The organism is Aminobacter ciceronei (assembly GCF_014138625.1).
GTDB lineage: Bacteria > Pseudomonadota > Alphaproteobacteria > Rhizobiales > Rhizobiaceae > Aminobacter > Aminobacter ciceronei.
In genome coordinates, this window is sequence record NZ_JACJHY010000029.1 from 1 (window position 1) to 23,521 (window position 23,521).

The following is a 23,521-nucleotide window of genomic DNA, read 5'->3' on the forward strand; positions in this document are numbered from 1 at the left end:
TGCTCTTCCGTGAACCGCTTTCTCTTCATCAGTCCGTCCTTCGATCAAGGACCGGACTCTAATCTCAGATGGAGGAAAAACTCAGCGGCAGGTCACTTCCGCCGCGGTCGCGGCCGTGGGCTTGCCCGGCCGGCTTTTCGCCGCCGACCCGATCAAAGTCGCGGCCATCTACACCGTCCCGGTCGAGCAGCAATGGGTCAGCCGCATCCACAAGGCGGCCAACGCCGCCAAGGATCGTGGCGACATCGAATATGTCTATTCGGAAAACACCGCCAACAACGACTATGAGCGCGTCATGCGCGAATATTGCGAGGCCGGCCACAAGCTGATCATCGGCGAGGTCTTCGGTGTCGAGGATGCTGCCCGCGCAGTCGCCAAGGACTACCCCGACGTCGCCTTCCTGATGGGCTCGAGCTTCAAGCCCGATGCCGCCGTGCCGAATTTCTCGGTGTTCGACAATTACATCCAGGATGCGTCCTATCTCTCCGGCCTCGTTGCGGGCGCGATGACCAAGTCGAAAAACATCGGCATGGTCGGCGGCTATCCGATCCCAGAGGTCAACCGCCTGATGAACGCCTTCATGGCGGGCGTGAAGGAAGTGGCGCCAGACACCAAATTCCAGGTCGCCTTCATCGGCTCGTGGTTCGATCCGCCCAAGGCCAAGGAAACCGCCTTCGCCCAGATCGATGGCGGCGCCGACCTGCTCTACGCCGAGCGTTTCGGCGTGTCTGACGCCGCCAAGGAAAAGAAAGTACTGGCCATCGGAAACGTCATCGACACCCAGGCCGACTATCCCGAAACGGTGGTCGCCTCCGCACTCTGGCACTTCGAGCCGACGCTCGACAAGGCGATCGCGGAAGTGAAAGCCGGCACCTTCAAGGCCGACGACTATGGCGTCTACTCCTTCATGAAGAACGGCGGCTCGTCGCTTGCGCCACTTGGCACCTTCGAGGGCAAGGTGCCTGACGAGATCAAGGCCAAGGTCGCCGAGAAAGAAAAGGCGATCAAGGACGGCTCGTTCACTGTCGAGATCAACGACGCCGAGCCGAAGTCGAGCTGATGACAGCGTTCTTCTCCCCCGTTTACGAGGGAGAAGATGCCGACAGGACGATGAGGGGCAGCGTATCCTCTCCGATTTCGGCACTGCCCATCATCCGGCCCTTCGGGCCACCTTCTCCCCGCAGGCGGGGAGAAGGGACCTCCAGCTGCCGTCGCCGCTTCATGACAAATGAGCCCAGCATCGTCCTTCGCCTCTCCGGCATCACCAAGCGTTTCGGCCCGCTGACGGCCAACGACGCCATTTCCTTTGAGCTGAAGCGCAGCGAGGTGATCGCGCTTCTCGGCGAGAACGGCGCCGGCAAGACGACGTTGATGAACATCCTGTTCGGCCACTATGTTGCCGACGAAGGCACTGTCGAGGCGTTCGGCAAGCTGCTGCCGCCGGGCGATCCACGCGCGGCCCTCGATGCCGGCATCGGGATGGTGCACCAGCATTTCACCCTCGCCGACAACATGACCGTGCTGGAGAATATCGCGCTGGGCACCCAGGGCCTGTGGCGAGCCAGGCTCGACAGGGCAGCCGCGCGCCGTCGCATCGAACAGTTGTCCGCTGATTTCGGCCTGACCGTCGATCCTGCGGCCACCGTGGCCACACTGTCGGTGGGGGAGCGCCAGCGCGTCGAGATCCTCAAAGCGCTCTACCGCGACGCCCATGTGCTGATCCTCGACGAGCCGACGGCAGTGCTGACGCCGGCCGAGACCGACGCACTGTTCCGCACGCTGAAGCTGCTCGTCGCCAAGGGCCTTTCGATCATCTTCATCTCCCACAAACTTCATGAGGTGATGGCCGTCAGTGACCGCGTGCTGGTGCTACGCGCCGGCCGGCTCGCCGGCGAACGGGAGACGAAATCGACCGACCGCAAGGAACTTGCCGCCCTCATGGTCGGCCAAGAGGTCAAGCCGGCAGAGGTCAGTCCGGTCCATGCAGGTGCGGCCCTGCTGGCACTCGACCGCATCTCGACGGCGCGCCATAACGGCGCCGGCCTCGACGAGGTGTCGCTGACACTCAACGCCGGCGAGATCACCGGCCTTGCCGGTGTTTCCGGCAACGGGCAGGCAGCGCTCGCCGCACTCATGTCAGGCACCCAGCGCCCGACCGGCGGCGCGATTTCCATCGCCGGCCACGCGGTTGGCGACTGGTCCCCGCGCGCCGCCCTCGGCCATGGCATCGCCCGCATCCCCGAGGACCGCCATGCCGTCGGCACGATCGGCGACATGAGCGTTACCGAAAATGTCATCGCCGAGCGTTACGGCAGCTCACGTTTCAGCCGCATGGGCTTCCTTGACTGGACGGCGGCGCGCCGCTTCGCCGAGGAGATCATTGCCGACTACGACGTCAAATGCCCATCGCCCGAGGCGCGCATCCGCCTGCTTTCGGGCGGCAACATGCAGAAGCTGATCCTCGGCCGCGCGCTCGACCCCGAACCGGCGGTCATCCTCGCCAGCCAGCCGACGCGCGGCCTCGACGTCGGCGCCGTCGCTTATGTCCACCGCATGCTGCTCGCCGCGCGTGAGCGCGGCGCGGCGGTGCTGCTGATCTCGGAGGACCTGGAGGAAATCCTGGCGCTTTCCGACCGCATCGTCGTGATGTCCAAGGGGAGGTTGTCCGCGCCATCGGCGCGCGGGGAACGGACGATTCGCGAACTGGGTGAACTGATGGCGGGCCATGGTGGGGAGCAGCCGGCGTGAACGCGCGAGGTCAGATGTCAGTGCTCCACGCCACCCCCCTCTGTCCTGGCAGGACAGAGGGGGGTGCTGTCCCGCAAACATCTCAGGCCACGGAGCAGACCCATGCGGCTTGAGCCCAAACCCGCGCCATCACTGGCGGTCACGCTATTGTTCCCGCTGGCGGCGATCGCCGCCACGCTGCTCATCACGTCGTTGCTGGTGCTCGTCGCCGGTGCGTCGCCGCTGTCGGTGTTCTACCTCGTTGCCAAGGGTGCGGCTGGTTCGCAGTTCGCGCTCCTGGAAACCCTGACGCGCGCGACGCCGCTGATCTTTACCGGGCTTGCCGTTGCCGTCGCCTTCCGGGCCAAGCTCTGGAACATCGGGGCCGAGGCGCAGCTCTATGTCGGCGGCATCGTCACCGTGGTGCTCGGCACCGGCGCGCTGCCGCTGCCCGCGCCCATTCTCATCCCTATCATCATGGTCGCCGTCATGGCCGCGGGCGCGTTGCTGCTGCTCGGACCCGCCGTGCTGAAGACCCGCTTCGGCGTCGACGAGGTTGTGACTACGCTGCTGCTCAACTTCATCGTGCTGCTGTTCGTGTCGATGCTGCTCGAAGGCGTGCTCAAGGACCCGATGGGGCTGGGCTGGCCGCAGTCGCAGAAGGTCATCGCCGAGGCGCAACTGCCGCGCATCATCCAGGGCAAGCGCCTGCATTATGGCTTCGTCATCGCCATCGTCTCGGCCATTGTCGTCTGGGTCATCATGAAGAAGACCGTGCTCGGCTACGAGATGCGCGCCGTCGGCCACAACCCCGAAGGCGCGCGCTTCGTCGGCATTCCCGTCAATCTCGTGCTGATGAAGACGGCACTCCTGTCGGGCGGCCTCGCGGCGCTCGCCGGCTTCTCCGAGGTCTCGGGCCTCAAGGGCAACCTGACGCTCGACCTGTCGCCGGGCTACGGCTACTCGGGCATCGTCGTTGCCATGCTGGCAATGCTGAACCCGCTCGGCGTGATTGCCTCGGCCATCTTTGTCGCCGGCATCTTCGTCGGCGCCGATGCCATGAGCCGTGTTGCCAAGGTGCCGAGCTACATCGCCGACGTCATGGTCGCCACGTCGCTCTTGACGATGGTGGTAGCGATCCTGCTGACGCGGTTCAGGGTGAGGTGGAGGTGATGGCTGAGATCCTTCGCGCCTGGCCTGCCGGCCATCTCCTTCACAAGGGGGGAGATCAGTCGCATCGACGCCACACCAGTTCCTGTTGTTTCCCGGGATGCTTTGGCCGACACGGAGTTCCTAAGCGAACGATTGTGCGAGGCGCTGGCGAAGTCCTGATCTCCCCCCTTGTGGGGGAGATGGCCGGCAGGCCAGAGGGGGGCAACGTCGAGCGCCAGCGTTGTTTGGTATCGAGGCGGAGTGCCCTCTGATGGACGCATTTGAAATCCTCTTTACCGCTTCCTTCTGGGTCGCCGCCATCCGCATTGCTTCGCCGCTGATCTTCGCCACCATGGGCGAGCTGATCTGCGAGCGCGCCGGCGTGCTCAATCTCGGCATCGAAGGCATCATGACCGCCGGCGCCTTCGCCGGCTGGTTCACCGTCTATGCCGGCGGCGACCTGTGGACCGGCGTGCTTGTAGCGGCCCTGGCAGGGGCAATGTTCGGCTTGTTGCATGCGACGCTGACCGTGCCGCTCGGCCTGTCGCAGCATGTCGTCGGCATCGGTGTCACGCTGCTCGCCACCAGCCTGACCTATTTCACCTATCGCCTGGCGCTGCCTGAGGTAACCTCGCCGCCCAAGATCGAGCCATTCCAGCCATTGCCGATCCCTGGTCTGTCCAAGATCCCCATCGTCGGCGAAGCGCTGTTTTCGCAGACGCCGCTGACCTATTTCGCCTTCCTCACCGTCGCCGTCGTTGCCTGGGTGCTCTACCGAACACCCGTCGGCCTTGCCGTCCGCGCCGCCGGCGAAAACCCGGCGGCCGTGGAAGCACAGGGCATCTCGGTCACCGGCATCCGCATGGGCGCGGTGGTGGTCGGCAGCGCGCTGATGGCCGTCGGCGGCGCCTTCCTCACAATGTCGGCGTTCAACTCGTTCTTCTTCGAGATGATCAACGGCCGTGGCTGGATCTGCATCGCGCTCGTGGTGTTCGGCTCGTGGCGGCCGGGCAAGGCGCTAATCGGCGCCATCCTGTTTGCCGCCTTCGACGCCTATCAGGTGCGCCTGCAGCAGATGTCGGGCGGCGTCGTGCCTTACCAGCTGTTCCTGATGATGCCCTATGCGCTGTCGATCCTGGCCCTGATCCTCGTGGCGCGCCGCGCTACCTATCCGAAAGCGCTGATGATCCCCTATCAGAAAGGCGAGAGATGAGCTTCGACCTGATCGTCAAGGGCGGTACGCTGCCCGATGGAACCGTCGCCGATATTGGCATCAAGGGCGACAGGATCGCTGCCATCGAGCCGAAAATCGAAGCAGCGGCCAAGAACGTCGTCGACGCCTCCGGCAACCTCGTCTCACAGCCCTTCGTCGACCCGCATTTCCACATGGACGCGACGCTGTCCTATGGCTTGCCGCGCATCAACGCCTCAGGCACGTTGCTCGAAGGCATATCGCTCTGGGGCGAACTCAAGCCGCTGCTGACGCATGAGGCGGTCAAGGAGCGCGCGCTCGCCTATTGCGATTGGGCCGTGTCGATGGGCCTGCTCGCCATTCGCACCCATGTCGACACCTGCGACGACCGCCTGCTTGCCGTCGAGGCCCTGCTCGAGGTCAAGAAGCAGATTGCGCCTTATATCGACCTTCAGCTCGTCGCCTTCCCGCAGGACGGTCTCTATCGCTCGCCCTCGGCGCGCGCCAACACCATTCGCGCCTTGGACATGGGCGTCGATGTCGTCGGCGGCATTCCGCATTTCGAGCGCACGATGGCCGACGGCACGCGCTCGGTGACCGAACTGTGCGAGATCGCGGCAGCGCGCGGCCTGATGGTCGACCTGCATTGCGATGAAACAGACGACCCGCTGTCGCGCCACATCGAGCAACTGGCCTATGAGACCCAGCGTCTCGGCCTGCAGGGCAGGGTGGCCGGCTCGCACCTGACCTCGATGCACTCGATGGACAATTATTACGTCTCGAAGCTGTTGCCGCTGATTGCGGAAGCCGGCGTGTCGGCGATCCCCAACCCGCTCATCAACATCATGCTGCAGGGGCGCCACGACACCTATCCCAAGCGCCGCGGCATGACCCGCGTGCCGGAAATGCTGAAGGCAGGCATCCGCGTCGGCTGGGGCCAGGACTGCGTGCTCGACCCGTGGTATTCGCTCGGCACCGCCGACATGCTCGACGTCGCCTTCATGGGCCTGCACGTCGCCCAGATGTCTTCGCCTGCCGACATGCGCCGCTGCTTCGACATGGTGACCAAGGTCAATGCCGAGATCATGGGGCTCGACCATTTCGGGCTCGAAGTCGGCAAGACCGCAAGCCTCGTCGTGCTCGACGCCGGCAACCCGATCGAGGCTGTGCGCTTGCGCGCCGAACGCCTCTGCGTGATTGCCAAGGGCAAGGTCGTGGCGGAACGTCCGAAGCGCGACACCGCGCTGTCGATCAAGGGCCGTCCGACTAGCATCAACCGCCGCCATGTGGTGCCGCCGCAGGCGAATTGACCTGGCGTAGCGCGTGGCCAGAAGTCACAAAAAAGTCTACAACAGAACTCAAGATTCTCGCGGTTGCGGAAGGAGAAGGTCATGTTGTCGAGGTCAGTTTTGCTGGTGTTCGTGACGGCTTTGCTTGCCGGCTGCGTGTCGGCGGAAGAACAGCGCGCCCGCGACGAAGACAAGTGCCGCTCCTACGGCTTCACCAAGCGCAACGACGCCTTCGCCGAGTGCCTGCAGCGCATCGAGCTCGATCGCCGCGCCGAGTTCCGCCAGAGCAAGTCGTCGTTCGACGACTGGAACCGGCCTGTCGTGGTCTATCGCCCGATCGTCGTCGCACCGAAGCCGTAACGGCTGGTACTGCGACAGGGCAACGCATGGTCCAGGCCAGATTGCCCTCGCCATTACTCTTTCAAGCGCATAGATAGCCTCAATCCGGGCCCGTCGCCCGGCGGATTGGCACCATGACGTTTCGACAAGCCCTGGCCCTCCCGAAGAACAACATGGTTCTTTCGGGCATCCTCCTCATGTTGCTGGGCGACTTCATGTTCGCGCTCAACGACGCGATGGGCAAATGGCTGGTCGAGAGCTTTTCGGTCGGACAGGTGCTGTTCATCCGCTCGATCGGCGCCTTCATCATTCTTGGCCCAATGATCTACAGGCAGGGGCTCGGTCCGCTGACCAATGTCGAGCGCCCCGGCCTGCAGGTGTTGCGTGTCGTGCTCGCCACCGCCGACACCGCCTTCTTCTACGCCGCCGTCGCTTATCTGCCGCTGGCCGACGTGATGACCTTCTACATGGCCGGCCCGATCTACATCGCCGCGCTGTCGCACTTCTTCCTCGGCGAAAAGGTCGGCTGGCGCCGCTGGCTGGCCATCGTGCTTGGCTTCTGCGGCGTGGTCATCGCGCTCCGCCCGTCGACGGCGTCGCTGTCCTGGCCGTCGCTGTTTGCCGTCGTCGGCAGCATGTCCTTTGCCATCAGCCTGATCCTCAGCCGCAAGCTGCGCGCTACCAACGATACGACGCTGGTGACCTGGCAGACGGTAGGCGCGCTGATCATGGGCGGCGTCCTTGCCGCCTCCGACTGGCAGCCGGCAAGCGCCATCGACTGGTCGGCCATGCTGTTGCTCGGTGTCGTCGCCTGCGCGGCACATCTTTTGATCACCCGCGCCCTCAAGCTCGCGCCCGCCTCGCTGCTTGCGCCGCTGCAATACACACTGCTGATCTGGGCCGTGGTCATGGGCATCGCCTTCTTCGGCGACTATCCGGATGCGCAAATCCTGATCGGCTCGGCGATCATCGTCATCGCCGGCCTGTTCATCTTCCATCGCCAGAAGGTGGTGGACAAGGCCGAACCCGAGACGGTGCCGACCAGCGTGCACTGACGAGTTTAGCTCCTTCACCAATAGCGGGTTTAGCCTCTCCCCAGAAGCGGGGGGACGTCGGCCTGCTCTCGGCAATGAGGTGTCATCGGCGGCAAGATGTTCGGATACCTCCCCCTTGTGGAGAGGGGGATGGACCCTAGCGCCCCAGCACCAGCGCCCAATAGCGCTTGTCGCTGCCTTTGCTCTCGCGCACATAGGCGAGGCCGAATTTGCCGAAGCGCGGGTCGAGCATGTTGCGGCGGTGGCCCGCCGAGTTCATCCACATCGAGAACAGCTTGGCCGGCTCCATGCCGCCATGGGCGATGTTTTCGGCCGCGGCGCCCTCGACGCCGCCATCCTTCATGCGCGCCGCGAAATCCTTGCCCCAGCCGGTGGTGTGCTCCATCTTGCCGCTGCGCGCCATGTAGGCGGCTTGCTGCAGGGCGGCGCGCTCAAGCGTCGAGTCAGGGCTCAGCGGCGGCAGGCCATGCTCGGAGCGGATGGTCTGCAGGTAGGTGACGCCGGTCGACGACGCACCGGATCCGTCGCCGGCGATGTTGGACCCGGTCTGGCAGGCGGCCAGGAACAGCAACGACCCAAGAGCGGTCGCCCGCATCACCGTGCCTGTCAGTCGCGCCATGGTTTTTTCCTTGTCTGTCGTCATTGGCGACCGTTGATAAGGCTGATCATGGCTTTTTGGCGAGCATGGCGCCTCGGGGTGGGCGGGACCTTGGGACCGCGCACCACCTTTTCCGAGGATCGATTCTGGCTTTGCCGGTCGCAGCTACGCCTTCACCCTTGCCGCTACCGGATCGAACAGCGGCTCCATATGGATCTTCGCTGGCACGCGCTCCATGGCAACGACAAGCTCGTAGCTGCCACCTGCAAGGAAGGCGTCGTCGACGCCGCCGGTATTTCTGACATAGCCGAAGCCGATGTTCTTGCCGACCGTGTAGCCATAGCCGCCACTGGTGAGGTAGCCGACCGGCTGGCCGTCGCGCAGGATCGTCTCACGTCCCAGAAGCACGACGTCCTTGTCGTCGACGGTAAAGCAGGCAAGCCGCTTGGTCAGCGCCGCGTCGCCGAGCTTCTCCAGCGCCTTGCGACCGAGGAAGTCGGTGTCTTTCCTGAGCTTCACCGCCCAGCCGAGCCCGGCCTCGAGTGGTGTGTCGTTGGGGGTGATGTCGGAACCCCAGGCGCGATAGCCCTTTTCCAGGCGCAGCGATTCCAGCGCGCGGTAGCCGACAGGGCGGATGCCGTGAGGCTTGCCCGCCGCCATCAGCGCGTCGAATACCTCACCGGTGGCGCCGATCGGCACATGCAGCTCCCAGCCGAGCTCACCGACATAGGTCACGCGCAGCGCCCGCACGGCGGCACCGGCGATGGCGACCTCTCTGACATGGCCGAAGGGGAAGGCCGCGTTGGAGACGTCGGCAGCAGTGACCGTTTCGAGCACACTCCGTGCATTCGGCCCCATCAATGACAACGTGCCGAACTGCTCGGTCACATCGACCACTTTCGCGTCGTATCCAGACGGGATGTGGTCGCTGATCCAGGCGAGATCGTGGGTGCGGAAGCCGGTGCCGGTGACGATGTAGAATTTGTCGTCGGCCAGCCGGGCAACGGTGAGATCCGCCTCGATGCCGCCACGCGTGTTCAAGAGCTGCGTGTAGGTCAGGCGTCCCACGGCCTTCGACACGTCATTGGCGCAGATGAAGTCGAGCGCTTTCTGCGCGTCCTTGCCCGTCATCTCGTATTTGGCGAAAGACGACTGGTCGAACACGCCCACCGCCTCGCGCACATGCCGGTGTTCGTCGCCGACCGTCGCGAACCAGTTCTGCCGCCCCATGGCGTAGACGTCCTTTGGCTCTACGCCTTCCGGGGCGAACCAGTTGGGCCGCTCCCAGCCGAGCTTGGAGCCGAACACGGCGCGGTGCCTCTTCAGCCGCTCGTAGAGCGGCGAGACGATGTAGGGCCGCCCGCTCGCATATTCCTCGTGCGGATAGCCGATCGTGTAGTGCTTGCCATAGGCCTCGAGCGTGCGGTCCGACACCCATTGCCGGTCGCGGTGCAGGCCCGAGAAGCGGCTGATGTCGACCACCCAGAGGTCGAGCGGCGCCTCGCCGTCGACCACCCATTGCGCCAGCACCCAGCCCGCACCGCCGCCCGAGGCGATGCCGAAGGCGTTGAAGCCGGCGCCGACGAACATGTTCGAGCATTCAGGCGCCACGCCGAGGATGAAATTGCCGTCGGGCGTGAAGCTTTCCGGGCCATTGATCATCTGCTTGACGCCGACATCGGCCAGTCCGGGCACACGCTCGATCGCCTGCATCATGTGCTGTTCGAAATGATCGAAATCGTCATCGAACAGGCGGAATTCCCAATCGTTGGGCACGTCACCAGTGGTCCAGCCTTGCGGGTTGGGTTCGTAGCCGCCCATGACAAGCCCGCCGACCTCCTCCTTGAAATAGGTGCGACGGTCGGGGTCGCGCAGCGTCGGCGCGTCGGTGGCGAGGCCGGGCAGCTTCTCGGTGATGATGTATTGGTGCTTGACGGGCTGCAGAGGCACGTTGATGCCGGCCATCGCACCGACCTGCCGCGCCCATTGGCCAGCGCAGTTCACCACCTTGTCGCAGGCAACGTCGCCTTGGTCGGTCTTCACCTTGAGGATGCGACCGTCCTTCATCTCGAAGCCGGTGACGCGCACGTTTTCGAACAGTCTGGCGCCATGCATGCGCGCGCCCTTGGCCAGCGACTGGGTGATGTCGGAGGGGCTCGCCTGGCCGTCGGTCGGCAGCCATGACGCACCTACCAGGTCCGAGGTGTCCATCATCGGCCACATGCGCTTGACCTCTTCCGGCGACACCAGCTGCATGTCCATGCCGAAGCTCTTGGCGGTCGTTGCCAGCCGCTTGTATTCCGTCCAGCGGTCCTGGTTGGTGGCAAGCCTGAGGCAACCGGTCATCTTCCAGCCGGTGGCAAGCCCGGTCTCGGCCTCCAGCCCCTTGTAGAGCTCGACCGAATATTTCAGCACCCGCGTGATCGACGCCGACGAGCGCAATTGTCCTACCAGGCCCGCCGCGTGCCAGGTCGAACCCGAGGTCAACTTGCCCTGTTCGAGCAGGATCACGTCGGCCTTGTGGTCGCGTGCCAGGTGATAAGCCGTCGAGCAGCCGATGATGCCGCCGCCGATGACGACGATCTGCGCGTGCGAGGGGAGGGCCATAGCTACAGTTTCCCGTACTGGTTCTGGTAGGTTTCGAGCGCCGCCTTGAATTTTTCGAGGTTCTCGGCGGTGTAGGCGACGTAATCGCTGCCCGGGGCGGTGAGGTACAGTTCCGAGACCATGCTCCACATCGCCTCGCGCAGCAGCGAGGCGCATTGCATGGCCTGGTGCGAGCGCCGGATCGCCTGGTCGGGTCTGCCGCCGAAATAGACGGTCAGAAGCTCGTCCGACTCCTCCGCCGTCATGCCGGCATTGGAGGCGGTACCGGCAAGGTCGAACATCGCCGTCGAGAAACCGGCATATTCGAAGTCGATGAGCCAAAGCCTCGAGCCGTCGTCGAGGAAGTTGGCCGGCAGCAGGTCGTTGTGGCTGAAAATGATCGGCAGCGGCGCTTGCGCCTTTTCCAGCTTGTCGGCCAGGTCGAGATAGCGCGGCAGTTCCTGACACATCCGGCTGTTGCCGGCGGCCAGCGTGCGGGCATAGTCACGGATGACGTGGAAGGCCCAGAACATGAAGCCCGCGCCGGAGACATGCCGCGGCATCTCGTCATGGAAGCGCTTGACCAAGTGGGCGATGCGTCCGGCATTGGCCCGCACATCGTCGGCGCCATAGGTCTTGGCGCCGAGGAAAGCGCTGACCATGACGCCAGGCGCGGCATAGCGCAGCTCCGGTGCAAAACCGGCCTCATGGGCCGCACGCGCCACCATCGCCTCGCGGTCGCGGAAGACGTGATGGAACGGATAGTCCTTGCCGAAGCGGACGACATGGCGGCCGTTGCCGTCTTCGACCAGCCAGCTCTCGTTGCTGATGCCGCCCTTGAGTGGCGCAATTGTCAGCGTCCCGTTCCACAAGGGCAGGGCGCGAATGCGGTCCATTGTTGTCAACGCAGCCATCCCCTTACTCCAATCCCAGCCGTGCCTTTGTCCGAGCGGCCCCGGCCGAGATCAGCCGGTCGGCTATGATGGCGATGAAGGCCACCGCCAGACCAGCAACAAGGCCGCGTCCAGTATCGGCCTTGGTCAGGGCGATGTAGACCTCCTGGCCGAGATCCCGGGTGCCGACGAGCGCCGTGATGACAAGCATCGACAGGGCGAACATGATGGTCTGGTTTAGCCCCAACATGATTTCTGGCAGCGCCAGCTTGATCTTGATCCTGGTCAGCAATTGCCATTGCGTGCAGCCCATTGCGGTGCCGGCTTCGATCAGGCGCGGATCGACCTTGCGCAGGCCATGCACTGTGTAGCGAATTGCCGGAGAGATCGCATATGCCACCACCGCAATCATGGCGGTGAAGTCGCCGACACGGAACAGCATCACCGCCGGCATCAGGTAGACGAAGGATGGCAGCGTCTGCAGTGTGTCGATGATCACCTGCACCCAGTTCCACAGCCTGTCGCGCTGGGCAGCGGCGATGCCGATGGGAACGCCGATCAGGCAAGCCAGAACGACCGATATTCCGCACAGATAGACCGTGATCATCGCCTTTTCCCACTGGCCCGTGGCGGCGATCAGGAAGGCAAGCGCGCCGGTCAGCATTGCCAGGCGAAGGCCACCGAGGCGATAGCCGGCGAAGGCCAGGAGTGCTGTCACTCCCGCCCAGGGCAGTCCGAGCAGCAGTCGCTTGAGCGGCACCAGTATGTTCAGCAGAACTGCGTTCTTGGCCGCTTCCAGCGTATCGAAGTAGTTCACGTTGATCCAGCCGACGACATTCGACCAGAACGAGCCGGTCGAGAGCTGGAGCGCCGGCGGATAGGTTTGCAGTGCCGGCATGGCGAGACCGGCAACACCGGCCAGAACGATCATTACCAATGCCGCCACGATGTAGGGATGACGAGCCGGGAGGCTGGTCGACACGGCGGGCGGCGTCATTGTGCCGGCGCGCGCGGCAGACGCCTGGCTCAAACGGTCGAGCGCGATCGCCAGTGCGACGATGGCAAGTCCAGCCTCCAGGCCAGCGCCGATGTCGAGGCGCCGCAATGCCGCCAGAACATCGAAGCCGAGGCCTCCGGCGCCGATCATCGAGGCGATGATCACCATATTTAGCGACAGCATGATCACCTGGTTGACGCCGACCATCAGGCTGTCCTTGGCCGATGGCACAAGCACACGCCATGTCATCTGCCGGCGCGTGCAGCCGATCATCCTGCCAAGGTCGAGCGTGTCGGAAGGCACCGCGCGCAGCGCGAGCGTGGCAATGCGGGTCATCGGCGGCATCGCGTAGATCACTGTCGCCACCACCGCCGCTGTCGGCCCGAAACCGAACAGGAACAGGATCGGCACCAGGTAGGCAAAGACCGGAATGGTTTGCATCAGGTCGAGCACTGGGGTGAGTGCCCGTTCGAACCAGTGCCAGCGATAGGCCGCAATGCCAAGCAGCAGCCCGCCAATCACGCCGATCGGCACCGCCACCAGGATCGAGGCGAGCGTTGCCATTGCGCTCTGCCATTGGCCGAAGGCTGCCAAGAAGCCAAAGCACAGGACCACCAGTGTCGCGAGCCTGCGGCCTCCGGCATGAAAACCGATCAGGCCAATGGTCGCGGTCACTGCGACCCATGACAGCGGTGGCAAAATCTGGACCGCGCCCGAGCCCTGGCCTTTGAGAAAGCCGGTCGCCAGCAGGCTGAGCGCGCAGCGGTAAGGCAGGTCGATCAGGGCAGCAATGAACCGGGTCAGGTCCTTGAAGCTGAACAGTCCGAAATGCGCCTCATTGACTAGCCATTTCATGAAATCGCCGATCCATCGTCCAGCGGGGATGATCGCTGCACTGGGATATTCGAAGGCCCAGTCATAGGCCCCGCCAAACCGCCAAAGCACGATGAAGGCGCCGGCAGCGACGATCCAGGGAATGAGCCCGCGCGGCAAGCCAATTGGACCGGCAGCAGCTTCGACGCTGGAGTTGGCCGGGGCGGTCATCGTCATCCCCGCATCAGCACGTCGACGACGTCGGTTCGAAGCAGTTGGCCCAACATGTTGCCTGCTTCGTCGATGACACCGACGCACTCGTTGGAACCGTCGAAAAGTGCGACGGCTTCCGACACGGTGGCCCGCGCCGGCACAGATGTTTTCGGCTGCGCGCCCTGTACCGGTTTCATGATCGATTGCGCCTTGATCACCTTGGCTTTCGGGACGTTGCGGGTGAACTCGGCGACATAATCGGTGGCCGGGGCAAGCACGATGTCCTCGGGCGTGCCGATCTGCACGACGGCTCCATCCTTCATGATGGCGATGCGGTCGGCCAGCCTGATCGCCTCGTCGAAATCGTGGGTGATGAAAACGATTGTCTTGTTCAGTACCGATTGCAGGCGAATGAATTCGTCCTGCATTTCGCGCCGAATGAGCGGGTCGAGCGCCGAGAAGGGCTCATCGAGGAACCAAAGCTCCGGTTCCACCGCCAGCGACCTGGCAATGCCGACTCGCTGCTGCTGGCCGCCGGAGAGTTCGCGCGGGAAGACACCTTCCTTGCCAGACAGGCCGACAAGTTCGACCATGCGGCGCGCCAGTTGCTCCCGTTTCTGCCGCTTGACGCCCTGAACCTCTAGCGGAAAGGCCACATTCGCAAGCACTGTCAAATGGGGCAGCAAAGCGAATTGCTGGAACACCATGCCCATCTGGTGGCGGCGGATTTCGATCATCCGGGCTTCGTCGGCGGCGAGCAGGTTTTCGCCGTTGAACAGGATTTCGCCTGAGGTCGGCTCGACCAGGCGCGACAGACAGCGCACCAGGGTCGACTTGCCAGAGCCCGACAGCCCCATGATGACGAAGATCTCGCCGTCACGGACCTCGAGATTGACGTTGCGTACCGCGCCGACGAGGCCTGCTTTCACAAGATCGTCGCCGGTGACCGATGCCGGCTCTCTCGCTCGCAGGAAATCGCGCGCGCCGGAGCCGAACAGCTTCCAGACATTGCGGCAGACGAGTTTAGGTTGGCTATCGTTCATCGACCCGGCTGACAATGCTTGCGGGAAATCTGCCCTTCGGCCATGGGGCCGAAGGGATGACGCGCGTCATTCGTTCCGCCCCGTGGCGGGAATGCGGTCTATTTCTTGATCCAGCCGGACCAGCGGGCTTCGTTAGCGCCCATCCACTCCGCGACCACGTCGCTGACGCTCTTTCCGTCGAGGTCGACCTTTGTGATCATCGCGCCCATCTCGTCATTGTCGATCGTGAACGCCTTGATCGCGGCATAGGCGCCAGGCCATTTGTCCTTGACGCCTGACCAGCCGACTTTCCAGATTTCGCCGAAAGGCTTGCCGCAATCATATTGGGCTGCGGCATTCGAGCCCCATTTCGGGTCCTCGTAGCATTCCTTGGTATAGGCTGGGAATTCGACCCATTCGCCCTTGTACTTGGCCGGCGCCCAGTGCGGTGCGTAGATCCACAGCATGATCGGCGCCTGCCGCTGATAGGCGCTTTCGAGTTCGGCAAACAGTGCGGCGTCGGTGCCGGCATGGATCACTTCGAAGGGCAGGTCGAGCGCCTGCACACGCTCATCGTCGAAGCCGCCCCAGGTGACGGGGCCGCCGAGGTAGCGCCCCTTTGGGGCGGTTTCAGCGGTGGAGAATGCCTCGGCGCACGACGCTTCCTTCAGTGCCTCCCAATTGGGAAGGCCCGGGCACTTCTCCTTCATGTATTCGGGGAACCACCATTCTTCCTTGGCCTTCATGCCGGTCGGGCCGATGTTCTCGACCTTGCCGGTTGCCGTCGCCGCGTCCATGGCGTCGCGTCCGGTGGTTTCCCACATCTCCATCGCCACATGCAGGTCGCCGGCTTCAAGCCCGGCAAACTGAGCGAGATAGTCGGCCTGGACATATTCAATGTTGTATCCGGCCTTCTTCAGCACTTCGCCCATGATCTCGGTGGTGATCAACTGACCGGTCCAGTCGTGTAGTGTCAGCTTGATCGGGTCAGCGGATTCCTGTGCCGTGGCCGGTGCCATGGCAAACGCAGCAGACAGCGTCAGTGCTATCGCTGCGGACTGCAAAACCTTGTTGCGCGCGAACATGTCGTGCCTCCTGATCACCCTCTGAAGATGTTGTTTCTTCTTGGTATACCCGAAGGCCCGCACGGCATTGGCGACGGCGGCTCCTGCCAGGTCACTGCATGAGTGTCACGCAGCGTAATGCACGTTGTCAACGAGTGTTTGAGGTTTTATGTGTTTTTTTGACCGATGAATGTGGAATTTTGGTCAAGGAACGGCCATCATACCACGAAACAAGTCAAACCATTGTACGTCTCCTAACAGGTCTGCAAGATGAATCACTCCAAGCGCCACAGCGAAATCCTGCGCCTGCTCGAGGATGAGGGTACGATCACCATCGCAGAGCTCGCCGACAAGCTTGGCGTCTCGCTGGAAACCGTGCGCCGCGACGTCAAGCCGCTCGCCGACGGTGGCTCGATCCTCAAGATGCACGGGGCCATCGGCCTTCCTTCGGTCGTCGGCGAAGCGCCTTTCGAGCGGCGCATGCGCGACAATGCCGACGCCAAGCGTGCCATCGCCAGGACTGTCGCCACCACCATCCATGACGGCGAGTCGGTCATGCTCGATACTGGCACGACGACAAGCTACCTGGCGCGCGAGCTTCTCGGCCATCGCCGCCTGACGGTGGTGACCAACTCCTCCGACATCGCCCGTACGCTGGCGACGGTGAACGGCAACAAGGTCTACATGGCCGGCGGCGAGTTGCGCAGCGACAGTGGTGCGGCCTTCGGCATCTCGGCGATCGAGTTCGTCAGCCGCTTCGCCGTCACCCATGCGGTGATCTCGGCCGGTGCTGTCGATGCCGAAAACGGCGTCATGGACTACAATCTCGAGGAGGCTGAGTTCGCCCGCGTCGTGCTGGCGCGCGGCCAGCGTTCGGTTGTCGTCACCGACCACAGCAAGTTCGGCCGCAAGGGCCTGGTCCAGGTATGCGGCTTCCACGGCTTTACCGAGCTCGTCACCGACAAGCAGCCATCCGACGACCTTGCCCAAGCCCTGGCCGACGCCGGGGCACAGCTCACCATCGCGGGGCGTTGAACCAGACCTCAGGCCTGCGCGAAGACCAGCCTGAAGCAGGCGCCTTTCCTGTCGCTGCCGGCGAGCTCGATGCGGCCGCCATGGATCTGCATGATCTCGTGTACGAGGTTAAGTCCGAGACCGGCGCCATGGCCGCGCGGGCGCAGGCGATAGAACGGCTCGAAGATCTTCTCCCGTTCCGCCGCCGGCACGCCGTCGCCCTCGTCCGAAACCTCGATCGTGGCCGGGCTGTTGACGCCGATGGTGATCCTGCCGGCATTGCCGCCGTGCTCGATGGCATTCTGGACGAGATTGGTGATGGCGCGCTCGACGGCGGTGCGGTCGCCATTGGCAAACAGCTCGCCGCGTGCCGGTTCGAACGACATCTCGTAGCCGGCGGCAAAGGCCATCGGCGCCAGGTCGACGACGACCCCACGGGCCACCGCCACCAGGTCGAAGCGGGTGAATTGCTGCGTCTGCCGGCCGAGCCGCTGGATGTCGAGAAGCTGGTCCGTCAGCGTCGACAGCCGCGCCGTGTCCTGCAGCAGCCGCGCCCGTTCGGGCGTCGCCGGCAGCGAGGTGATGCGCGTGTTGAGGATGGCGACCGGCGTCCGCAGCTCATGTGCGGCATCGATCAGGAAGCGTTTGTGCCGCTCGTAGCCCTTGTCGAGACGGTCGAGCGCCCCGTTGACAGCCTTCACCAGCGGCGCGATTTCGGTTGGGATTGCCTCGATTGGCAGGCGGACGCCGCGTTCTTCGACGTCGATCTTCTCGGCGAGAGTGGCAGCGCGCCGCATACCCTTGAAGGCATTGCGCACGACGAGGGGAATGACGATCAAGGTCGCCAGGCCCATGACGCCGCCGACGGGCAGAATGATGTCGGTGAACAGCTCCGGGGTTATCGACACCAGAGCCATGTAGTGAAACTCACCCTGCGCGCCAGTGAAGATCTGCACGCGGCCAGCCGCGGTATCCGCCCATTGGACGGTCGCCGACGTCTGCGTGCCGCCAAACTGCTTCACGAAAGTCGCGTCGTTGATGTAGTCTAGCGAAGAAGGAATGTCGATCAGCAGGCGGGGCACCTCGCCTTCGGAGATCTTGTTGCCTTCCGTGTCTCGCACGATGAACCAGAGGTTTGGCACCTCAGCGCGCAATCCGGCGAGCAGTGGTCCTTCCTTGAGCGTCAGCTTGCCGGCGTCGTCCTTGCGCACGGTCTTGCGCAACACGTCGATAGCGCGACCCTCATAATTGTCCGGGATCACGCCGGCGATGGTCAGCCCGGCGAGCAGGATGACGATCATCAGCGTCAGCAGAACGACCTGCAACACCACTAGGCGCCACACCAACTGCCACTTCAGCGAGCGCGGCCGGAAGAAGCGCTGGGTATAGAAAAGCAGGCGCGCCAGTCTCATGAAATCTCGCGCAGGAGATAGCCGACGCCACGGACGCCATTGATCTCGACCTTGCCGTCGGCTTCGGCCAGCTTGCGCCGGAGCCGCGACACATGGGTGTCGAGCGCATTGGATTGGATCTCGTCGTCGAGGCCGAACACCGCTTCCATCAGCGACGAACGCTGCACCATGCGGCCCGTCCGACGCAACAGCGCTTCCAGCACCAGCAGCTCACGGCGCGGCAGCGTCAGCGGCTCGCCGCGGACCATGACCTCGCGATGGCCCAGATCGAAGGACAGGTCGCCGGCACGGATGACCTGCGTCTGCACATTGGCCGGCCGGCGCAACAGCGCGCGCAACCGCGCCAGCAGCTCCTCGAAGGCGAAGGGCTTGGCCAGATAGTCGTCGGCGCCCATGTCGAGCCCGTCGACCTTGTCGGAGGTGTCGCTGCGTGCCGTCAGCACCAGCACCGGTGTTGCGTTGCCGCGCGCGCGGATCTTCGGCACCAGCGTCAGGCCGTCGCCGTCGGGCAACTGCCGGTCAAGCAGGATCGCGTCGTAGTTCTCGCTGGCGGCAAAGTCGCCGGCCTCCAGCAGCGATGCGGCGTGATCCACCACCATGTCGTATCGCCGCAACGCCGTCTTCAAAGCCGAAGCCAGTTCTGGCTCGTCTTCCACAAGCAGTATGCGCATTTCAGTCCTCGAAGGGCCCCTCGGTGCCGCCCGGCTATTCCCTCAACATTGCAGAAGCATTGCGCAATAAAGGTCACGACCGAATGCAGCCGTCGAAATGCCCGGTTCTCAGGCTTTGTCGCAATGCATGTGTAATCCAGCGGCCTCAAACAGCTTTCGCTAAAGGCAGGCGACCGATTCGCCGGCAGACGATTTCGAAAGAGGTTCGCAATGGCCGCAAATGACACTTTGTCCTTTCTCATGGCATGGGCCACCGCGCCACTCAAGGTCGCCTCGATAACGCCGTCCAGCTCCAGCCTGGCGACGCTGATGACCCGGGAGCTTGGCCCCGAGACCGGACCGGTCCTCGAACTCGGCGTCGGCACCGGCCCGTTCACCCGCGCCATGCTGGCGCGCGGTGTCAGAGAAAGCGACATGACGCTGATCGAATTCAACAGCGATTTCGCTCATTTGCTCAGGTGCCGCTTCCCCAAGTCGCGGGTGCTGGAAATGGATGCGGCCGATCTGCGCTACCGGCCGATCTATGACGGCCCGATCGCTGGCGCGGCTGTCAGCGGCCTGCCCTTCCTGGCGATCCCGCCACGCCAGACGCTCTCCATCCTGGAAGGTATTTTCGCCAATCTCCGGCCCGAGGGGGCGATGTACCTATTCACATACGGCTTCCGGTGTCCTATTGATCAGCCGCTTCTCGACAGGCTCGATCTCGAAGTGACGCGCATTGGCCATACCTTCCGCAACCTGCCGCCGGCAGCTGTTTATCGGATCACAAGGATGAAGCCGGCAAAGAGTTACGACTGGCGCTTTTCATGATTCCATCTTTCCTGGGCTTCGGCCTGCTCGGCGCGGCATGTCTTGCCTTCACCGAGAAGGTCTCGCCTGTTCCGCCATCGCATGTGCTGCTGCTGTTCCTCGGCATGACGGCTGCACCGGACGTTACGACACTTGTCCCGTTGATGTTTGCGACGACTTTCGGTTCGACCTTGGGATCGATGATCTGGTACACCGGCGGCAACTGGCTGGGGCCCGATCGCGCCGATGCAGCGGTCCGACGGTTCGGCAAATACATCTTCCTCAAGCACGCCACCTATCAGCGGCTGACGGTGGCTTATCGCCGCAACAACTTCCGCGCATCGCTGATCGCCCAGCTGGTGCCGGTGGCGCGGACCTATCTCGCGCTCGAGGCAGGCGTGCTCAGGCTACCGCTCGTGCCCTTCGCGATCGCCACCATGACCGGCGCCTGCATCTGGAACGCTGCCTTCCTGATTGGCGGCTATATGATGCGCGACAGCGACCACGATCCGGTGACCATCGGCTTTCGCATCATCGCCATCGTCGTCGTCGCCGAGATCGTCTTTCTCGTAGCTCTGCGCCACAGCGCGCGAGGGGAGGACAAGGACCGTCCCTCGGGCGAGACGCACCCATGACGGCCGGTGCCCGGCAACAGGCAACCTGCCGCCGGGCACTGCCTTTGATCGGGTTGTGGCTGCCTCAGCCCTGGATCACGCGATAGAAGTTCCAGTAGGACGAGCCTGAGACGACGAAGGGCTCGAGCTTCTTGCCCCATTGTGCATGGGCATCGATCTTGGACAGCTTGGCGAACATCTCTTCGATCTGCGCCAGGCTTTCGACGTTGTGGTTGACCTCGATTGTGGCTTCCTTGGCGCCGATCGATCCGGTCAGGATCTGCATGGCCATCTTGTCGGTTCCGGCCTGCGGACCGATTTCCCGTTCCCATTGGCGCAACAGATCGATGGCGCTCTGCTTGTGCCCGAAGCGGGCATCGATCTTCCAGCGTGCGACGAACATGGCTTCCTCCCATCTGGCGGGCGACCATTCGCCCGCATCCGATCACTCGTCCCAGGCCTGCACCACGGTCTGCCGCGCGATCTTGCCGTCCTTGAGTTCCAGCATCGCAGCGCAGAAGACTTTGGTGCCGTCCGGGTAGGCGCAGTCCTGCGAAAAGGCGAGGTTGTCGCCTTGCGCAATTGTCAGGTCGACGCGATGGCTCATCGCGCGGCTGCAGATGTCGTCCCAGAAGGTGGTGATCGCCGCGCGGCCGCGGATTTCGCGCGGCTTGCTGGGCGGGTTGTTACGGTCGATGACCCGCACCAGCGCGTCGTCGGCGTAGAAGCTGGACAGCATCGGCCCGTCGCGGCTTTCGATCGCCTTCTTGATCGAGGCACCGGTGACGGCTTCCTTGGTGGCAAGCATTTCTTCCTCCTGTCGGCCGGCCTCCCGAGGCGGCCCTGTGTTGCGACGGTCCCTGTGAGGACCTCGAAAACTACTGCGACTTCGCCTTGGCGGCGGCCATTGCCGTGTCGACCTCCTGCTTGAACTGTGGGTAGTCGACCTGCATGCCGTTCAGCACCGTCGACCAGTGGCGGACGACGGCCGCCATCGCCACCGCCTCGCGGATTTCTTCGTCGGTGGCGCCGTTGGCCTTGGCCGCGGCAGTGTGGAAATAGACGCAGTACTGGCACGGTATCTGGGCGGCGACGGCGAGGCCGAGCAGCTCCTTGGTCTTGCCGTTCAGCTCGGTCTTGGGATTGAGCTGGATGCCCTTGAACTCGGCCCAGGCGCCGGCAATGCCCGTTTCCGGGAATGCCTTGAAGAAGCTGGGCACCGAACCGAGCGTGGCTTCGATGTCCTTGTAGGTCGCCTCGGCAGAGGCGTCTTCGGCGCCGGCGCTCGAAGCTGCCAGAACGGCGAGGCCAGCCGCCATCGCCAGCGTGGTGAGCATTCCACTTGCCTTGGTCATGTCTTCCTCCTTCGCAGTTTCGAGGCGCTGTCTCCGCCTGCCTGCATCGGAAAACTTTAGTCCCAGGCGCCGCTTCACCGCTTCGCCCGAAAAGGCCACTGGTCCTATGGCCCGTCCGGGCCAGTCTGCCGCACCGCGAATGCTGCCGCGGCCGCGCGCGAGGGCAGGTCGAGCTTGGTCAGGATGTTGGCGACATGGCGTTTCACCGTGTGTTCGCTGAGGCTGAGTTCGATGGCGATGGCGGCATTGCTCTTGCCGTCGGCGATGAGCGCCACGACCTCGTTTTCGCGCGCCGTCAAGGCCGAAGGCTCGGCTGCGGCGGGCGTGCGGCTGCGGCACGCCGGTTCGAGATGCTGCTCCGACGTCGCCTCGACCAGCGCCAGCGGTCCCTCCAGGTCGTCGAGCGCCAGGCGACCGGCGTCGACGAAATGCAGGCCCGAGCCAGTCGCGATTTCGGAGACGAGCCGTGATGCCAGGATGCCGCCGCGCCCGGCATGTTCGGCAATCTTGACGGCGACACGCACTGTCAGCCCTGACGGTGGCCCGCGTGCGTCGATCTCGCCGACATGCACGCCCTGGGCGCTGGCGATGCCGATGCCCTGAGCCGCGTCGCGCAATGCAGCCGCACATCTGATGGCGCGCGCCGGCCCGTCAAAGCGGGACACCACCACGTCGCCATATTGATCGGCGATGCGGCCGCCATGGCGGCCGACAAGCAGGCGCAGCGTTTCCTGGAAGCGCAGGCTGCGTTCGCTCCACATCCGGTCGCCGAGCCGCGCTGTATCAGAGACGCGCGTCACCAGCAGTGCCGCCAGCACCCGGTCGGTATCCGGCGGGGCATGGGTGCCGGTCAGGAATTCCTCGATCAGGTCGGCAACACGGTTGACGTCGCCCGTCCAGATCGGATGGTCGCGCCCTGAAATCTCGCAGAGCTGCGCGTCGGGAATGTTGCGGGCGAGGTAGCGGCTGGCCTCGGGGGCGACACGGGCATCGTTGCGGCGGTGGATCAGAAGCGTCTGGGCCCGAATGCTGGCCAGCGCACCGCGCACGTCGATCTCGGCGTTCATCCGGGCCAGTGCCGCGGCCGCCGTCGGGCTCGCCGACAAGCGTTCGAAGCGCGCCCACCAGGCGGCAAAGCGGGCGTCGTCGAGACGGCCCGGGGCGAAGTTCTGCAGCGTGGCGCCGGTGCCCCAGTTGGTCTCGGCCGCGTCGATGAATGTCTGCAGCCGCTCCGGGTCCATTACCCATTTGTGGAAATGGGCATAACCGGCATAGAGCACCAGCGAGCGGGTCCGTTCGGGATAGGTCGCGGCAAACAGGATCGCCATCGGCGCGCCCTCGGAGGCGCCGAGGATCGCCGCACGGCTCGATCCCGCGGCATCCATCACCGCGCGCACGTCGTCCATCCGCGTTTCGAGGCTGGGCAGCGCATTCGCGTCGACGCGGTCGGAAAGCCCGGTGCCGCGCTTGTCGAACAGGATCAGGCGCGAGAAGGCCGAGAGGCGCGACAGTAGCCGGCTGTAGCCTTCGTCTTCCCAGTGCAGGTCGAGATTGGAGATGAAACCGGGAACGAAGACGAGGTCGAGCGAACCCTGGCCAACCACCTGATAGGCGATCTGGACGTCACCGCTGCGCGCATATCGAGTAGCGATCGGCCTTGCCACAGCCATTCCGCCTGCAAATTGCATTAGGTCTGGCTAAGATTAGCAGGTTTCCGGCGGGAAGG

General features: G+C 64.1%; 22 protein-coding genes. 10 read left to right on the top strand and 12 right to left on the bottom strand.

Annotated elements, in window-relative coordinates; genetic code table 11:
* The first annotated feature begins 61 nt into the window (after positions 1-61).
* From HNQ95_RS24880 to HNQ95_RS24910, 7 genes are all read left to right on the top strand, one after another.
* Positions 62-1,060 carry a BMP family protein gene (locus HNQ95_RS24880; protein ID WP_312870992.1) on the top strand — a complete coding sequence of 333 codons (999 nt, stop codon included), beginning with the start codon at positions 62-64 and terminating at the stop codon, positions 1,058-1,060.
* A gap of 161 nt (positions 1,061-1,221) precedes the next feature.
* On the top strand, positions 1,222-2,748 hold the full coding sequence (locus tag HNQ95_RS24885) for an ABC transporter ATP-binding protein (RefSeq protein ID WP_182575536.1): 1,527 nt from the start codon (positions 1,222-1,224) through the stop codon (positions 2,746-2,748).
* A 102-nt stretch (positions 2,749-2,850) separates the two neighbouring features.
* Positions 2,851-3,900, top strand: coding sequence for an ABC transporter permease (locus HNQ95_RS24890; RefSeq protein ID WP_067965592.1), 1,050 nt, complete (start codon positions 2,851-2,853; stop codon positions 3,898-3,900).
* A 250-nt stretch (positions 3,901-4,150) separates the two neighbouring features.
* Positions 4,151-5,092, top strand: coding sequence for an ABC transporter permease (locus HNQ95_RS24895; RefSeq protein ID WP_154386874.1), 942 nt, complete (start codon positions 4,151-4,153; stop codon positions 5,090-5,092).
* Positions 5,089-6,381: an amidohydrolase family protein gene (locus HNQ95_RS24900; RefSeq protein ID WP_154386875.1), complete on the top strand. Its 1,293-nt coding sequence runs from the start codon at positions 5,089-5,091 to the stop codon at positions 6,379-6,381. The genes HNQ95_RS24895 and HNQ95_RS24900 overlap by 4 nt, the downstream gene beginning before the upstream one ends.
* 81 nt (positions 6,382-6,462) lie before the next feature.
* Entirely contained in the window at positions 6,463-6,720 is a 258-nt protein-coding gene (locus tag HNQ95_RS24905) for a hypothetical protein (protein WP_067965586.1), read from the top strand.
* Between the two features lie 113 nt (positions 6,721-6,833).
* Complete coding sequence (locus tag HNQ95_RS24910) at positions 6,834-7,754, top strand: DMT family transporter (protein ID WP_067965584.1); 921 nt, start codon at positions 6,834-6,836, stop codon at positions 7,752-7,754.
* A 136-nt stretch (positions 7,755-7,890) separates the two neighbouring features.
* Here HNQ95_RS24910 and HNQ95_RS24915 read toward each other — a convergent pair whose 3' ends face one another.
* The 6 genes from HNQ95_RS24915 to HNQ95_RS24940 form a co-directional block, all read right to left on the bottom strand.
* Positions 7,891-8,373: a CAP domain-containing protein gene (locus tag HNQ95_RS24915; RefSeq protein ID WP_246340965.1), complete on the bottom strand. Its 483-nt coding sequence runs from the start codon at positions 8,371-8,373 to the stop codon at positions 7,891-7,893.
* 144 nt (positions 8,374-8,517) lie between these two features.
* Positions 8,518-10,959, bottom strand: coding sequence for a GcvT family protein (locus HNQ95_RS24920; protein WP_154386876.1), 2,442 nt, complete (start codon positions 10,957-10,959; stop codon positions 8,518-8,520).
* A 2-nt stretch (positions 10,960-10,961) separates the two neighbouring features.
* Positions 10,962-11,843: a phosphotransferase family protein gene (locus HNQ95_RS24925; protein WP_154386930.1), complete on the bottom strand. Its 882-nt coding sequence runs from the start codon at positions 11,841-11,843 to the stop codon at positions 10,962-10,964.
* A gap of 13 nt (positions 11,844-11,856) precedes the next feature.
* The gene (locus HNQ95_RS24930; protein WP_246340966.1) at positions 11,857-13,878 is read right to left on the bottom strand and encodes an ABC transporter permease; all 2,022 of its coding nucleotides are present in this window, start codon (positions 13,876-13,878) and stop codon (positions 11,857-11,859) included.
* Positions 13,875-14,897, bottom strand: a complete 1,023-nt coding sequence (locus HNQ95_RS24935; protein ID WP_067965579.1) for a quaternary amine ABC transporter ATP-binding protein — start codon at positions 14,895-14,897, stop codon at positions 13,875-13,877. The genes HNQ95_RS24930 and HNQ95_RS24935 overlap by 4 nt, the downstream gene beginning before the upstream one ends.
* Before the next feature lie 98 nt (positions 14,898-14,995).
* Positions 14,996-15,961 carry an ABC transporter substrate-binding protein gene (locus tag HNQ95_RS24940; RefSeq protein WP_067965577.1) on the bottom strand — a complete coding sequence of 322 codons (966 nt, stop codon included), beginning with the start codon at positions 15,959-15,961 and terminating at the stop codon, positions 14,996-14,998.
* 249 nt (positions 15,962-16,210) lie between these two features.
* On the opposite strand from HNQ95_RS24940, the gene HNQ95_RS24945 reads away from it, so the two are divergent.
* Positions 16,211-16,975: a DeoR/GlpR family DNA-binding transcription regulator gene (locus HNQ95_RS24945; protein WP_154386877.1), complete on the top strand. Its 765-nt coding sequence runs from the start codon at positions 16,211-16,213 to the stop codon at positions 16,973-16,975.
* A gap of 8 nt (positions 16,976-16,983) precedes the next feature.
* Here the strand turns inward: HNQ95_RS24945 and HNQ95_RS24950 are convergent, their stop codons facing one another.
* Complete coding sequence (locus tag HNQ95_RS24950; RefSeq protein ID WP_154386878.1) at positions 16,984-18,366, bottom strand: sensor histidine kinase; 1,383 nt, start codon at positions 18,364-18,366, stop codon at positions 16,984-16,986.
* Positions 18,363-19,037, bottom strand: coding sequence for a response regulator transcription factor (locus tag HNQ95_RS24955; RefSeq protein ID WP_067965571.1), 675 nt, complete (start codon positions 19,035-19,037; stop codon positions 18,363-18,365). Before HNQ95_RS24955 ends, HNQ95_RS24950 begins: the two co-directional genes overlap by 4 nt.
* A gap of 240 nt (positions 19,038-19,277) precedes the next feature.
* On the opposite strand from HNQ95_RS24955, the gene HNQ95_RS24960 reads away from it, so the two are divergent.
* Positions 19,278-19,847: a class I SAM-dependent methyltransferase gene (locus HNQ95_RS24960; protein ID WP_246719271.1), complete on the top strand. Its 570-nt coding sequence runs from the start codon at positions 19,278-19,280 to the stop codon at positions 19,845-19,847.
* Positions 19,844-20,461, top strand: a complete 618-nt coding sequence (locus tag HNQ95_RS24965) for a DedA family protein (RefSeq protein WP_182575537.1) — start codon at positions 19,844-19,846, stop codon at positions 20,459-20,461. Before HNQ95_RS24960 ends, HNQ95_RS24965 begins: the two co-directional genes overlap by 4 nt.
* A 64-nt stretch (positions 20,462-20,525) precedes the next feature.
* Here the strand turns inward: HNQ95_RS24965 and HNQ95_RS24970 are convergent, their stop codons facing one another.
* From HNQ95_RS24970 to HNQ95_RS24985, 4 genes are all read right to left on the bottom strand, one after another.
* On the bottom strand, positions 20,526-20,843 hold the full coding sequence (locus tag HNQ95_RS24970) for a hypothetical protein (RefSeq protein ID WP_067965566.1): 318 nt from the start codon (positions 20,841-20,843) through the stop codon (positions 20,526-20,528).
* A gap of 42 nt (positions 20,844-20,885) precedes the next feature.
* Entirely contained in the window at positions 20,886-21,248 is a 363-nt protein-coding gene (locus tag HNQ95_RS24975; RefSeq protein ID WP_067965564.1) for a nuclear transport factor 2 family protein, read from the bottom strand.
* Between the two features lie 70 nt (positions 21,249-21,318).
* Complete coding sequence (locus tag HNQ95_RS24980; RefSeq protein ID WP_067967121.1) at positions 21,319-21,795, bottom strand: carboxymuconolactone decarboxylase family protein; 477 nt, start codon at positions 21,793-21,795, stop codon at positions 21,319-21,321.
* A gap of 104 nt (positions 21,796-21,899) precedes the next feature.
* Complete coding sequence (locus HNQ95_RS24985; RefSeq protein WP_154386881.1) at positions 21,900-23,465, bottom strand: alpha/beta fold hydrolase; 1,566 nt, start codon at positions 23,463-23,465, stop codon at positions 21,900-21,902.
* Positions 23,466-23,521 lie beyond the last annotated feature (56 nt).